16 protein-coding genes and 1 rRNA gene are annotated in these 14,197 nt (G+C 39.3%); 7 read left to right on the forward strand and 10 right to left on the reverse strand.

The window, feature by feature from the left end:
- Positions 1 to 34 precede the first annotated feature (34 nt).
- From GVK91_RS25295 to GVK91_RS25310, 4 genes are all read right to left on the reverse strand, one after another.
- Positions 35 to 184, reverse strand: coding sequence for a hypothetical protein (locus GVK91_RS25295; RefSeq protein ID WP_159731948.1), 150 nt, complete (start codon positions 182 to 184; stop codon positions 35 to 37).
- Positions 185 to 490: 306 nt separating this feature from the next.
- On the reverse strand, positions 491 to 2,881 hold the full coding sequence (locus GVK91_RS25300; RefSeq protein WP_159731951.1) for a PDZ domain-containing protein: 2,391 nt from the start codon (positions 2,879 to 2,881) through the stop codon (positions 491 to 493).
- A 196-nt stretch (positions 2,882 to 3,077) separates the two neighbouring features.
- Positions 3,078 to 3,473, reverse strand: a complete 396-nt coding sequence (locus tag GVK91_RS25305) for an EthD family reductase (protein ID WP_159731954.1) — start codon at positions 3,471 to 3,473, stop codon at positions 3,078 to 3,080.
- Between the two features lie 83 nt (positions 3,474 to 3,556).
- Complete coding sequence (locus GVK91_RS25310; protein ID WP_235032993.1) at positions 3,557 to 4,555, reverse strand: alpha-L-fucosidase; 999 nt, start codon at positions 4,553 to 4,555, stop codon at positions 3,557 to 3,559.
- Between the two features lie 365 nt (positions 4,556 to 4,920).
- Here GVK91_RS25310 and GVK91_RS25315 point away from each other — a divergent pair, with 365 nt between their 5' ends.
- The 3 genes from GVK91_RS25315 to GVK91_RS27420 are packed head-to-tail and all read left to right on the forward strand — an operon-like array spanning position 4,921 to position 6,160.
- Entirely contained in the window at positions 4,921 to 5,418 is a 498-nt protein-coding gene (locus tag GVK91_RS25315; protein WP_153847874.1) for a DinB family protein, read from the forward strand.
- 16 nt (positions 5,419 to 5,434) lie between these two features.
- The gene (locus tag GVK91_RS25320; RefSeq protein ID WP_200845700.1) at positions 5,435 to 5,938 is read left to right on the forward strand and encodes a DNA alkylation repair protein; all 504 of its coding nucleotides are present in this window, start codon (positions 5,435 to 5,437) and stop codon (positions 5,936 to 5,938) included.
- Positions 5,939 to 5,992: 54 nt separating this feature from the next.
- Complete coding sequence (locus tag GVK91_RS27420; protein WP_200845701.1) at positions 5,993 to 6,160, forward strand: hypothetical protein; 168 nt, start codon at positions 5,993 to 5,995, stop codon at positions 6,158 to 6,160.
- A gap of 139 nt (positions 6,161 to 6,299) precedes the next feature.
- On the opposite strand, the gene GVK91_RS25325 is transcribed toward GVK91_RS27420, so the two are convergent.
- Positions 6,300 to 7,796: a succinate CoA transferase gene (locus tag GVK91_RS25325; protein WP_153847873.1), complete on the reverse strand. Its 1,497-nt coding sequence runs from the start codon at positions 7,794 to 7,796 to the stop codon at positions 6,300 to 6,302.
- A gap of 433 nt (positions 7,797 to 8,229) precedes the next feature.
- Here GVK91_RS25325 and GVK91_RS25330 point away from each other — a divergent pair, with 433 nt between their 5' ends.
- Together GVK91_RS25330 and GVK91_RS25335 are read left to right on the forward strand one after the other, a co-directional pair.
- Positions 8,230 to 9,063, forward strand: a complete 834-nt coding sequence (locus tag GVK91_RS25330; protein WP_153847872.1) for an AraC family transcriptional regulator — start codon at positions 8,230 to 8,232, stop codon at positions 9,061 to 9,063.
- A gap of 39 nt (positions 9,064 to 9,102) precedes the next feature.
- The gene (locus GVK91_RS25335; protein WP_153847871.1) at positions 9,103 to 9,954 is read left to right on the forward strand and encodes a DUF1080 domain-containing protein; all 852 of its coding nucleotides are present in this window, start codon (positions 9,103 to 9,105) and stop codon (positions 9,952 to 9,954) included.
- 147 nt (positions 9,955 to 10,101) lie between these two features.
- Here the strand turns inward: GVK91_RS25335 and rpsT are convergent, their stop codons facing one another.
- Positions 10,102 to 10,356 (reverse strand): 30S ribosomal protein S20, encoded by a 255-nt coding sequence (gene rpsT / locus GVK91_RS25340; protein WP_046671646.1) that lies wholly within the window; start codon positions 10,354 to 10,356, stop codon positions 10,102 to 10,104.
- 113 nt (positions 10,357 to 10,469) lie between these two features.
- On the opposite strand from rpsT, the gene GVK91_RS25345 reads away from it, so the two are divergent.
- A complete protein-coding gene (locus tag GVK91_RS25345) occupies positions 10,470 to 11,003 on the forward strand; it encodes an RNA methyltransferase (protein ID WP_153847870.1) in 534 nt (177 codons plus the stop codon).
- Positions 11,004 to 11,093: 90 nt separating this feature from the next.
- Positions 11,094 to 11,966 carry a succinate--CoA ligase subunit alpha gene (gene sucD / locus GVK91_RS25350; RefSeq protein ID WP_153847869.1) on the forward strand — a complete coding sequence of 291 codons (873 nt, stop codon included), beginning with the start codon at positions 11,094 to 11,096 and terminating at the stop codon, positions 11,964 to 11,966.
- Positions 11,967 to 12,042: 76 nt separating this feature from the next.
- On the opposite strand, the gene GVK91_RS25355 is transcribed toward sucD, so the two are convergent.
- From GVK91_RS25355 to rrf, 4 genes are all read right to left on the reverse strand, one after another.
- A complete protein-coding gene (locus tag GVK91_RS25355; RefSeq protein ID WP_235032994.1) occupies positions 12,043 to 12,303 on the reverse strand; it encodes a DinB family protein in 261 nt (86 codons plus the stop codon).
- A gap of 46 nt (positions 12,304 to 12,349) precedes the next feature.
- Positions 12,350 to 12,544, reverse strand: a complete 195-nt coding sequence (locus GVK91_RS27425; protein WP_200845703.1) for a DinB family protein — start codon at positions 12,542 to 12,544, stop codon at positions 12,350 to 12,352.
- Positions 12,545 to 12,551: 7 nt separating this feature from the next.
- Positions 12,552 to 13,442, reverse strand: a complete 891-nt coding sequence (locus GVK91_RS25360; protein ID WP_227550316.1) for a DUF4886 domain-containing protein — start codon at positions 13,440 to 13,442, stop codon at positions 12,552 to 12,554.
- A 600-nt stretch (positions 13,443 to 14,042) separates the two neighbouring features.
- Positions 14,043 to 14,154, reverse strand: a 5S ribosomal RNA gene (gene rrf, locus GVK91_RS25365).
- Positions 14,155 to 14,197 lie beyond the last annotated feature (43 nt).

The raw sequence follows: 14,197 nt of genomic DNA on the forward strand, positions 1-14,197 counted from the left end.
TATATAAATATGGTATAAACGATATAAATCAAATTTAAGAGAACAAAAACAGTCCAAACTTAAACCAGTTTAAGAAACTTGTTTCAACCATCCCATACCGACAAAGCCCCTCCTCATTGTCATACCGCTGTTGTACCTTCACTTCCACGCTCATCGTTCGGCGATCACCTGTGGGTAAATCCATTGCACAGTTAAATCAATAAGGCTGCCAGCACGTGGGTGCTGTACAGCCTTATACATCAATTAATACGAATAAGAATTTAATATCATGTGTCTACTCCATTAAATGATAACACACTGTTATAATGACGACCAAGATGCTCAATAGTCCCAATGGAAATAAAAATTATAAACAAAAGCTAAGCATCGTCATAAGATGATCGATCTATCAAAACTGCATTGGTTTACTGTTAAATCCCCACAATAGTGATATCGCGTGTCAACAAGCCAAAGTACAATACTATATTTCAATCTGCCTATAGAAAATTTGCTACAGCTGCAGCGTTAATTCCTGCTGCTGTTGGTTTCTAAAAATTAACACCTTCGGCTGGTCTGCGTGTACATGCTTTTTAATCGCTTGTTGCAAGTCTATTAATTGATTTATTTTCTCGCCCTGGTAATTCAGTACAACATCACCGACACGCAAACCGCTTTTATAAAGATTGCCTTTTTCATCCAACTGGAGTAGCAGCACGCCGTTTATCGAGGGTAGGCCCGCAGCCGACTGCTCTCCCAAAGTCTCCACTGATTTAAATAAGCCCGACTTCCAGGCCCATCTGCTCCCCTGTTCCTTTGCTTCGGATTGGATCAACTGAGGTATTTCAGGACTAGCGGCAAGAGTTTTAAGTCTTTTACTCATAACCCCGAAATGCAGCATGTCAAAATTTTTAAAATCTTGATCGTTCCAGTTCTTCAATCGGAAATCACCATGTGCAGGATCCGTAAAGTTCAATTGAATAACACGACCATGTTTTTCTATGCCTTTCGCCCGATCTTTGTCTAGGTCATCCTGCCTCCCGTAGATATTATGGTCTACCTCTTCCCCCCAATACTTGACCTGTATATCCTGATGGGACTCCATCACAATATTATTACGGAATACATCGTGACTATTCTGAAACCAGACATGCGGATGAAAACCATTGTTGATCATCACGTTGTTATACACTTTGCGATAAAATCCTTCTCTTAGTTTTAGTCCCCCACTTAAACAAAGATTGTTGTAAATTTCATAGTTGGAAGATCCGTCGTCCAAATCAATATCCCAACCGTGATCACAGCGAAATCTATTATCATGAATTTTGGTTGTTTTGACTGCATCCAGCAATATTAAATTGGGATGTTTCTCCGTCAGTTCATCCATCTCCTTTCGATTAGGATGCCAAAATCGGTCGCGACCCCATGAGTTGAAGGCTCCATGATCGCTGGTTTCCAGGACTGTATTAAAAACATCATTGTAAGCTATCTCATGACCGCCCCAAGTACCATCACCTACATTAATACCTGCTCGAGGCACATCGTAAATGGTATTGTGCAAAATTCGTAAAGATTCAGCCATGGAGACCTGTACACCGGCGACTTGTTTTTCGATCAATCCAATGTTATGAATCAGATTGTCACTCGCCTCACAATCCATAGGATAATTATCGGTTTTTGGCCCTTTGATGGTATCCATTTGGGCAAACGGAACAAATTTTTCATATCGAAATTCCGGTGAGCGTACCGCCGCTGGATCTCCTACAAAATTAATCGCTCCTGCACCGATCTGTTCAATCCGGTTGCCTTCGATTTTGACCCCGCGATTGTAATTATTAACAAATATTGCATTGCCGCCCAAAGCGATAAAATCATTCGCGCGGAAAATACAGTTTTCCGCACCTTCAATCTTTACCGCTCCCTGTCGATCGATCGTCCAATCACTACGTAAGAGCGGTTCGCTTGTTTTCATAAAGGTAGGAGCAGTATACATGAAGCGAAGGCCACTAACCTCAATATCATGCACTGGGCTGGAAGATGAACCTGAAAGATGGATTAGATTTTCCAATTGTGGTGCTACAAACTTTAGCTGGTTGGGATCAACTCCTTTAGCAGGCATATAATATAATAGTGCTTTCTCCTCATCCAAATACCACTCCTGAAAGGTATCGAGTTCTTCAAAGATATTTTCTACAAAGCGATAGGTCTCGTGCATTTTGCTGGGACGATTATTTTGCTGTCCACCTTCAAGTGTAACTGTTGATAAGCCATCTTTTCCGGTAATCTTATAATGGAATCCTCCCCAGCGACCAGCATGCAAAGCATGTACAATTCCCCCCTTAGGGTTTTTCCAGGTTGCGACACGTTCGGGACTTAATGCATCTGCAGCATAGCCTTGAAATGGCAAGACAGTGGGATCGTAGTTTGGATAACGTGCCCGGACAAGATGCTTATCATTAGCATATAAACTTTGGACGTTTACTCCTCTTGGGACCTTAGCCTCCCAAATACCATGATCGCCCTGTTTCCATTTGAGGTTAAGCGATTTGGCACCACTCAGTGTAACTTGTGCTCCATCCTCGGCTTTAATCCGCAAGGGTTGCCTTCTTGTACCCGATATCCCAGCAGACAATTCAATCGGTTTATCCAGTTGATAGGTGCCTGCCATAAAGATGATTTCGATGCCCGGTGTATTTTTCCCTTGTTTCTGTTTTTCTACTGATCGCAGTGCGGCCTCAGCTGTGGCATAGGGACTTCCCTTAGTTCCTTGGTTTCTATCACTTCCTTTTGTACTGACATAAATACGTTTGACCGAGCCAGACTGTTGCCCACGCACGCTAAGCGAAGTGACACCGGTAAGGCCAATAAATAATAATTTTGGAAATAGCATACAAGATATCTTCATAATTTTAATCGTTCATATAGTTTTAGCTAGATTACATCGACTATAAACCCGCTATATAGTTAGGTCTATAAGACCATAAAAATAAAGTCGTTTGCTATGCACAAACGACTTTATCAGTTCGTGTTTCATTCGATCAGGTTAATATTTCACAAAACAATAGTATTTCGGCGAATTAACGAACGGTCTATTGAATCACTTAACTGATCTGTACCTCTGGCGTAATATTCGTATACTTTGGGAAATCTTCGGCAAACTTTTTCCCATTTTCTTTTAAAGGATCCTGATAGGCCGCAACAGAATCAAAATACAAATGGCAAATGGCCAAATAGATCGGACCTTCTGCTGAGCTACGTCCCGAAAACCCTTTATCAATGGTTACGCCTTTCAGTGCTTTACCGTAAACTTTTTTGACAAGCGCAATATGTTTAGGGAGATAATAATCCCAATCAAATGTCTTTCCAGGTCCATTGCGATAAAAGATCGATACCTTGATCATCCCCTTTTTATGAAAAGGTGGATCTGCCTTTGCATTGCACTGAAACCCCAACAGCATGGTTATCAAAACCATAACTAAAATGATCTTTGTTTTCATATTTGTTGATAAGTAAGATTAAATAACACTCTTTTTTCCAAAAACATTTACCATGATTCAATAAACAGCTAATATTGCTTAGATTAGTTCTTTTTGCGCTCTGCGGCTGCTTTCAACAAAATATCTTTACTAGCAACCGGCACATTTCCGTCAGCATCAGGTCCAATATTGAGCAACAAATTTCCACCTTTTTCATTTATCTCCCGTAGCTTAGTATTTACTTCTGTAGGAGATTTCCAATTATTATCTGATTTTTTATATCCCCAAGAATTGTTCAGGGTATAACAGGCTTCCCAATCGTAATCCAGTAACGCTCCAGGATGTTCTTGTTCAGGCGTTCCAAAATCTCGCTTAAATTGATCACGCTTTGCTACGCGGTTATTAATGATAAGAGAGGGCTTCAATTTGCGTAGATATTGATAAAGATCTTCTCCTGCGGCCATATCCCACCAATTCACCCAGTCCCCATCAAACCACAGGATGTCAGTATCATACTTAACAACCAATTCTTTCAATTGATTTTTCATGTATTGAATATAAGCGGCTTTCTGTTCTGGCTTAATGAGGATCTGGCCCCAATCTCCTTTACCATTGGGATCGACATATTGCGAATCGTGATGCCAATCGATAATACTGTAGTAGGTACCAAATCTAATCCCAGCTTTCCTACAAGCTGTGGACAGCTCCCGCACGAGATCTCTTCCTTTCATTGGCGTCGAAGCTATATCATAATCTGTATAGGGGGAATCCCACAGACAAAACCCCTCATGGTGTTTGGTCGTCAGGACAATATACTTCATTCCGGCATCCTTAGCCAATTGAACAATACGATCCGCATTGAAGTCCTTAGGGTTCCATGTGTTGATCAGTTCCGAATAGGCTGCCTTCGGAATATTCATTTCCGATTGTATCCACTCGGCATATCCTTTAGTTGAATTCCCTTTATACATCCCTCCAAGTTGACTATAAAGTCCAAAATGAATAAACATTCCATATTTTGCTTCCCTAAACCAATGCATTCGTTCATCAAAATCCTTTTTGGACTCCTGTAAATAATTAACTTGGGCGTTTCCCATGTTCATAAACAACATGGCTATTAGAGAAAGAATACAATGCGTTGCTTTTATCATATTTATATAATTGGTTAATCCAACAAGCTCAAGCGGCTGTCAAATATTCTATTGGTATCTCACGCGCATTCGGCAAATGCTAAACCATTCTGCTATTGCAAAATAAATATAAAAAATATGAACAACACTTTTTATTTATTTCAAATAAGTTACGCTTAGCGTACAGGTCTATACCTGTCACAATTTTATAAAAAATAAAAACTTCCAAAGCAGCTTATCAAACAGTCTATCTGCTATGAAATTTAATATAAATTCTTTCCAAAAAGGATTTATATTTAGTAAAAATATCATTAAAAACCATACTATAGATTGAAATTATGAGTTTAAAGACCTTAATCACAAAAAGCGCAGAGTATAACAACTGGGTCGTTAATAAATACATCAATTGGCTGGCTGATAAATCGGATGACCAACTTAACCAAGAGGTACCTTCAAGCTTCCCGACCATTTTGAAAACTTTAAACCACATCTTGCAGACACAGGAATATTGGTGGAGCCACATTGCAGAAAGCAATGATTTTGATTTTGAAAAAAAGCGAACCACAAAAGAAGAAATATTTGAAGCACTAAGAAGAAGTTCAGTTCAACTTGTGGATTATATACACAAGCTATCTGAGTTGGATCTTGAAAAAAATATCAAAGTGGAATCACCATGGTTTCAATGCGACTTCACGAAATATGAATACATACAACAGCTGATCCTTCACGGAACATATCACAGGGGACAGATCGTTACAATGGGCCGGGCTATTGGAATAACGGATGCCCCAATGACAGACTTTAATTATTGGAATATTTATAAAGATCAACAATAGGGATTGGAGCAACGCCATGGACCAAATTACCAGTAAAGTACAGATCCGAGAAATTGTCGCAGCGGCGAAACAGCAAGGGCAGCAATCCGGTATTGAATGCCTTATATTAAGCTTACAAGAGTGTTTACTGAAAAAGAAAGTACGATTTCCACTTCTGGAGTTCGCGGTCAGGGAAATTATGCTATTCGTGCCTGAGGCCGAGCAATTACACTTGACAGATCGTCTCATTGCCACAACAGAAATGGGAAGTTATGTTTTAACGGGAATAATTCTTCAGCAACGTCTCACCGAACACTTTGAAGAATCTATCCATAAAGCCTGCACCTATATAACCATGGGCAATCAATGGTACGTATGTGATATCATCGGCGAACGCGTACTTGGTCATGCGCTGTTGACTTCACCTAAAAAAGCAATACCATTATTAGAAGAATTAGCTCATCATCCTGATAAATGGATTGTCCGTACCATTGGTGTAGCTACGCACTATGCTGTAAAAAAGGGACTACCAGCCACATAAGTAGACATTTTGTTGAAGCTGTTGGTTTCACTATCCAATAAGACAGATTTCCACGTGAAGAAAGGAATTGGCTGGGGGGCCAAAACAATCGCAAAGTTTCACCCTAAGCTAGTTGCTTGCTACAGTAAAGTAATTGAATCGCCAGAAACTAAACAATGGTTTCGGACAAAAATTACCATTGGTCTCATTCGCCACAAATTGGGGGCTAAACAGATCCAGTAGGAAGCCACAATGGTTCATCATAACCAATGAAATGAATGCGTGATTTTCTTTGCGATAGTTATACATCAAGAAAGGCGAAGTCTACAATTAAACCGCGCCTTTCTTTATACCTTTAGTCCATATGTAACCGCGCCCTCGGTTATTGGTCTTTTTTCATTGTTCCTTTTTCACGAAGATTAATATGCCAGCTAAAAGCCTCTTCTAGCAAATGTGGTGTATGCCCTCCCCTTTCACAAGCGCGGTTATAATAGTCTGATAGCTGCTCCTTATAATCGGGATGTACGCAGTTCTCAATAATTACTTTCGCTCGCTCACGAGGCGCTAAACCACGCAAATCTGCCAAACCATAATCTGTTACCAAAATATCGACATCATGTTCGGTATGATCTACATGAGAAACCATAGGAACAATATGAGAAATTGCATCCCCTTTAGAGGCTGCCTGTGTAACAAAGATGCTCAAGTAAGCATTGCGTGCAAAGTCACCCGATCCACCGATACCGTTCATGATATTTGTTCCCGACGTATGGGTAGAGTTTACGTTTCCATAAATATCAAACTCTATGGCTGTATTAATTGCTATAATCCCCAAACGTTTGATCAGTCCAGGTGTATTGGAAATGTTCTGTGGCCGCAATACAATTTTATCACGGTATCGATCCAAATGATCGAACACTCTTGAATAACACTCTTCCGAAACAGTAATTGAAGAAGCAGAAGCAAAATCCAGTTTTCCAGCATCGATAAGGTCAAAGGTACTATCTTGCAACACTTCAGAAAACATCGTTAGATTACGGAACTTACTATGTATAAATCCGGTCAGAACAGCGTTAGCTACTTTTCCAATACCCGCTTGGAGAGGCATCAAGCTTTCTGACAAATGACCTAACTCTACTTCATTTTCGAAAAACTGTAAAATATGCTTCGCTATCGCTGTAGTTTTGGTATCCGGTTCAGCAATATCGGCTGGGCTATCAAGCTCATTCGTAAACACAATTCCCACCACCTTGCTTGCGTCCAAAGGAATAGTTTTACGCCCAATTTTATTTTCTGGAGCTACAATTGGAATAACATTACGGCGAGGGTAATCTTCCGCTTGGTAAATATCATGTATCCCTTTAATAGTCATCGGTATCGCAGTATTTACCTCCAAAATAACCTGCTTAGCCAATGCAGCAAAAGTAGCCGAATTTCCCACAGAAGTCGTTGGAACAATACTTCCGTCTGATTCTATTGCTGCTACTTCCAAAACAGCAATATCCACCTGAGGCAAATTCTTATTGTGCAGCAATTCGGCTGTTTCGCTTAGATGCTGATCAATAAACAGCACATCTCCAGCATTAATTTTATTACGTAAAATACGGTCTACCTGAAAAGGCATCCGCTTAGATAGTGCTCCCGCTTCCGCCAATTTACCATCCGTTCCATGTCCCAACGAAGCCCCGGTAATCAAGGTTATTTTCAATGGATCCACTTTTGCACGTTCAGCCAAGGCAGGTAACACAACCTTACTGTCTCCAGCCTTAGTAAAACCACTCGACCCAACGACCATTCCGTTTTGAAATAGTTTAGCAGCTTCTTCCGCTGTAATCACTTTATTATGTAAGCTTTGAACTTTTATTCTTTCGTAAGCCATATTGTTATAGTTTGATTTTATTCCATTATTGTAAACTTAAGAAATTGAAACCTATATATTTCCCTTATTGGAAAAGTTCTTTGTTATATTTTCCAACCTCTTAACCAAACAATTTTAGCATTTTTTTCACCTGCATATTTATTACCATTCGACACAAAATTATCCAAACGAGACTAAAAAGTCACAACTCGCTACAAATCAAAAATATACAACAAATCACAATAAAAAAATATTTTATATCACACTGATCGATAATATATATCACACTGATAACAAACAACTTACAATAATAAAGATAAAATCAAAGTAAGTAAAGACTAACTCTCCGGTCGATTAATTGCCATTTTAACGTAAGCATACACTCACTTTCAAGAAGTAAAGGTGGGGTATAGTAAAAAAGTCTTACCTTTGTGGTATAGTATTATAGGTTAAAATGAATACACAAGATATAACGACAGATGCTAAATATGTCAACCGCTATTATATGACGGAAGTAGACTCATTTGAAGATAGCATTTACTGTCACCACGCTATTATTGCAGAGAATCATATTTCCGAACACTGCCACGATAAGGACCAATTTTTATATACAGAAGGTGGTGTCGTATTTGTTAAAACAGAGGAAAAATCATATTTTCTACCTGCCCGTCATTATTTGTGGATTCCTGCTGGCATAAAACATAGTATTCATCCAAGTACCCCTGAGGTCGTTATGCGTAATCTGTACTTTCCCAAAGCCAATAATGATGCACCCTTCTACAGTAAAATGGGGATTTATCCAGTAAATGATCTTTTGATAGAGCTGATTATGTTTACCAACCGCTGGAATGGCAATATATTTCCGGTCGAAGAACCTAAATATAGTATCGCTACAGCATTTAAGCTTATCCTGCCGGAATTATCGCTACATGAGCTTCCATTGGCCTTGCCTTATCCTAATCATCAGAAATTAAAGGATATCGTCACTTATCTCGAAGAGAATATAGAGGAAAATGTCAGCTTTAAAAAACTTGCCGGATTATTTAACATTAGTGAACGTACATTAGCCAGACTATTTCAAAAAGAATTAAATATGTCTTTTATCCAGTACTACACGATCCTCAGAATGCTAACCGCTCTTAAGCTCCTTTTAGACGAAAAACTAAGTGTAAATGAAGTTGCACTCAAAGTTGGATACAATAGCCTCCCCACGTTTAGTAACACATTCAATAAGGTCGTCGGTATCCGTCCAAGCGAATATGTCAAACAAAAAGAATTGCTTATTTAAAAATGTTTACCTAATTTAGGTCAATAAACCTAATTCAGGATGAAATTCAAACATATCATTTATAGTGCTGGAATTTTATTGCTTAGCACTTCTTTATTTGCCAAATCTCAAGATAAGAAACCCAAACCCATTCAGTTATTCAATGGGAAAGATTTGAAGAACTGGACCCCAAAAATCAGAAACCACAAAGTTGGGGATAATTACAAAAATACATTTCGTGTAGAAGACGGTTTACTCAAGGTAAGATATGATGGTTATGATAATTTCAATTTTCAGTATGGCCATCTCTTCTACAATAAAGAATTCTCTGCTTATTTGTTGCGTGTCACTTACAGATTTGTCGGTGAACAGGTAAATGGTGGCGAAGGTTGGGCTTGGCGTAATAGCGGAGCCATGCTACATGGACAGAATCCTAATACTATGGGTGTGGATCAAGACTTTCCGATATCTATAGAAGGGCAACTGTTGGGTGGAAATGGCAAGGACGAACGGACCACAAGTAACCTTTGTACACCAGGCACAAACGTTGTGATCGACAATAAGCTATTCACACCGCATTGCATTAGCTCAACATCAAAAACCTATGCTGGAGATCAGTGGGTAACTGCTGATTTTTTGGTCTTGGGAGACTCTCTTGTGCAGCATATCCTTGAAAACAAGGTCGTATTACAGTATAATAAACCCCAAATTGGTGGCGGCAATGTAAGTGGTTTCGATCCTAAAGTGAAAAAAGATGGTCAGCTTTTAAATAAGGGGACTATTTCACTTCAGAGTGAGAGTCATCCCATTGATTTCAAAAAGGTGGAACTTTACGATTTAGAACCTTACATGAAAGATCCCAACAAATTGAAAAAGATCATCGCTGAGTTACTTCCAAATTTGCAGCAATAAATACAATGTAGGTCAGTTTTAAAATAAAAAAGCATCGATATCCGATGCTTTTTTATTTACCATTCGCTTGGAAAGAGAAATCCAAAGTATATAACATAAAGAAAAGGGATACAGCGAGCTGTACCCCTCTATATCTGTACGAAAAGCTTACGCTAAACCGTTAACAAATTTTGTTAACTTAGATTTGTTGTTAGAAGCTTTTTTCTTGTGGATCACATTTTTCTTTGCCAAACGATCAAGCATAGAAATTACGCGTGGTAACAATGTTTTTGCTTCTTCTGCAGAAGTAGTGTGACGTAATTTTTTGATTGCGTTACGTGTAGTTTTTGCTTGGTAACGGTTTCTTAAACGTTTAGTAGCGTTTGCTCTAATTCTTTTGATCGCTGATTTATGATTTGCCATTTTTTTTAGCTAATTTTTATTCAATTTTTTCTTGTAATTCGGACTGCAAAAATAACACCTTATTTTCAATATTCAAAATCTATTTTATTTTTTAGGTTTAGTATATTTGCGACATGCAAAAATTATCGATGGATGAACTTCAACGTACAGATGTTGAATCGTTTAAAAAACAAGAAAAAACTCCTATCACAATCGTTATGGACAATGTACGGAGCATGCATAATGTGGGCTCGGCCTTCCGTACTGCAGACGGATTTGCTATTGAAAAAATACACTTGTGTGGCATTACCGGCACACCTCCCCATCGCGAAATCGAAAAGACGGCCCTCGGGGCAACCCAATCGGTCGCTTGGGAATACCACAAAGATACCACAGCTGTTGTTGATCAGCTTCGGATAGAAGGGTATGTCATTATTGCCATCGAGCAAGCAGATGATAGTGTTATGTTACATCAGTTTGAACCAGAAAATGACAAAAAGTATGCGTTGATTTTTGGAAATGAGGTCAATGGAGTCGATGAGAATGTCATGGAAAAAATTGATACCTGCATCGAAATCCCCCAATACGGGACTAAACATTCCTTAAATGTATCTGTCGCAATTGGCATTATTCTTTGGGATTTTATCCAAAAACGCAATTTCAATTAAAAATTTATCAATAAAGGTCACATTCCTATTCACATTGCTTCCATTTTAGAAAGCAAAATAGTAGATTTGTGTGCAAAATTTAAAGAAGAAATGAGTGTATTAGTTAATAAAGATTCAAAAGTAATCGTTCAAGGTTTCACTGGAAACGAAGGTACTTACCATGCTACTCAAATGATTGAGTACGGAACAAATGTAGTTGGTGGTGTTACTCCTGGTAAAGGTGGTCAACAACACTTAGACCGTCCTGTATTCAATACTGTGCAAGATGCAGTTGACACTACAGGAGCTAATGTTTCTATTATTTTTGTACCTCCAGCATTTGCTGCAGATGCGATCATGGAAGCTGCCGCTGCTGGTATCGAAGTGATTGTTTGTATTACAGAAGGTATCCCAACAAAAGACATGATCCAAGTAAAATCTTACTTGAGCGACAAAAACTCTCGTTTGATCGGTCCTAACTGCCCAGGTATCATCACTGCAGACGAAGCTAAAATCGGTATCATGCCAGGATTTATCTTCAAAAAAGGTAATGTGGGTGTTGTTTCTAAATCAGGAACTTTAACTTACGAAGCCGTAGATCAAACTGTAAAAGCAGGATTAGGCATCACAACAGCAATCGGAATTGGTGGTGACCCTATCATTGGTACAACAACGAAAGAAGCTGTTGAATTATTAATGAATGACCCTGAAACTGAAGCGATCATCATGATCGGTGAAATCGGTGGCGGAATGGAAGCTGAAGCTGCTCGTTGGATCAAGGAACACGGTACTAAACCTGTTGTTGGATTTATCGCAGGTCAAACAGCGCCTCCAGGACGTCGTATGGGACACGCTGGTGCAATTGTAGGTGGTGCAGATGACACTGCTGCTGCAAAAATGAAAATCATGCGTGAGTGTGGTATTCGTGTTGTTGAATCTCCAGCTGAAATTGGAAAAGCAATCGCAGAAGAATTGGCTAAATAATTAGACCATCGAGCATATAAAAAAAGGGAATCAAATTTGATTCCCTTTTTTTATACCTAATAATTAGATGACAACATTAACTAGACATTGCTTCGTCTGCCGATGGTCCATATAAGCCCGGTACAGCAATATCCAATAATCGCAAATAAACAGTCAACTGACCACGATGATGAACAATATGATTATTGACAATAAAACGTATCGCTCCAGCTCGTGGCAAACGGGCAATCTCATGGTCCCCAACTTTAAGCACCCATTCATTAAACCAATCCGATTCGACGATATCCTCTAGTGTTGCCTTGTTCTCTTCCAGTCCAAGAGTGAGGATTGTTTTCAACTCTTCTACAGAGGATACCTTGAGAGGCTTATAATCTACTTTAAAATCAAAATACGTCCTTTGGTATTGCCTTGTGTACCCAGTTATATAACTCGACAACATGAGCGGCCAATTCGCCCAAACTCATCGATTTTTCGTGTGGGCGCCAATCCAATTTATCGTCCGGTATCCGTTCTAGAATACGTTTGGTATTTTTTGTTTCGTGATCCAATTCGATCAAATAGCTCCTTTTGATACTCATATAAATACTAATTCATTAATTGAAAATCTTTTAATACGGTAACAGTATAGGGGAATTCCACAGCCTTATGTGCTGCCGCTCGCGCAATCTCTCCCTCTACATAGGTTACCTTGAGCGGCAAAAATGTATTGTTCAGTACATTTTCATGGAATAATGCCTCATACCAGGTGCAGGCAGCAACGAAACGTCCGTAGTTCAGATTTAGGTGATAGCCATCACGCGTAAAATGATCCCCCACAAAACTCGAACGCGCATTTTGAACAGCTGTACCCGAAGGAATCAAAAGATCGAAATTACCCCAGTTAAACACCTCTTGCGAAGTATTGGCAATAGCCCTATACATACTATCTTGGCTACGGTTATAGCGAACAAAACCTTCATGCGATGAACCGTTCTGATATGCCCAAGTTTGATGCAATATATACTTAGTTTCAGGAAATAGAATATGTTTTGTCACATAATCATATAAAGGCGGTAGATCCTTCGCATACGAATCATAATCTCCTGATAGCGGACTTGCTTGCTGAAAGCTAATATAATCCCAAGCCTCATCGATAAGCGCTTCAGATAAGCGCTCATTCGCTTTCTCGGACATTTGCCCGTCAAGATTTATTTTGCGGTAGCGATAAGCCGGCTTATCTTCTTTTGCGTTACTTACATGTAAACTTAAAGGAGCTCCCCCAATATAGAGATTGCCGATCACTATCTTTTTCTTGCCGGCTTTCGCCAATTCATATAAATTCTGTTCGATAGCATCTTCCGAGAAACTATTACCGATGGCCAATATTCGTAGCACACCATCATCTAAAGATTTATTTTGCGCATTTAATCGATTATTCTTCAAAAAGAATACGATTAAAAAACCAAAAACCAATACCTGTTTTACTTTTATCATCATATAATGCAATAACAACTAAATTAGATAATATCTCGTAGAAATACGAATGATATACCTAGAAAGGGAGATTTCCTCCCATCTGTAAGCTATCGAGATAGCAGCTGGGACAGGGGTATTTGCCGATAAAGCTTAATAATAGTATAGAATAGCTGTATAGCATGTAATTCTGAGAGCTATATCTGTAACCACTACCTGTATACTTCCCAACAGTCGGATAGCATATACAACTGCTTATTACAAGTAGCTACTGCAAGGCCATTGATATACAGCAATACGATACAGATGAAAAACAATATAGCTTGATAAGGATAGTAGCAGGACAGGATATTCCCCCAATAATTACGAGTAATCCTTGCTGTACTTACCGATATACGGCTATAGGACACTCGTGAAAAGCAATAAGGTTTGACACGGTCAGTGAAGGCTGTAGGATTGCTGTCCACTGGATTACAATTCCCCTTGGCTACAAGGATGCTCCATACCACTGAGGACAATGAGAGTTGCGCAACAGCTGCCGATGGACAATGCTCATCGACGACCGGGAAAAGTATCCAAACGAAAGAAGCCCTTGACTGTTTCCAGCAAGGGCTTCCGTGTAAAAAAAGGCACCGACCTACTCTCCCACCTGTTACGGCAATACCATCGGCTCTGGCGGGCTTGACTGCTCTGTTCGGAATGGGAAGAGGTAGACACCGCCGATATAGGCACCTAAAAATCTTTATTGGCTGATCTATGATATTCATATCATCTTATTC

Origin of the sequence: Sphingobacterium sp. 18053, assembly GCF_902706145.1 — a bacterium.
In the GTDB taxonomy this organism is placed as follows: Bacteria; Bacteroidota; Bacteroidia; order Sphingobacteriales; family Sphingobacteriaceae; genus Sphingobacterium; species Sphingobacterium paramultivorum.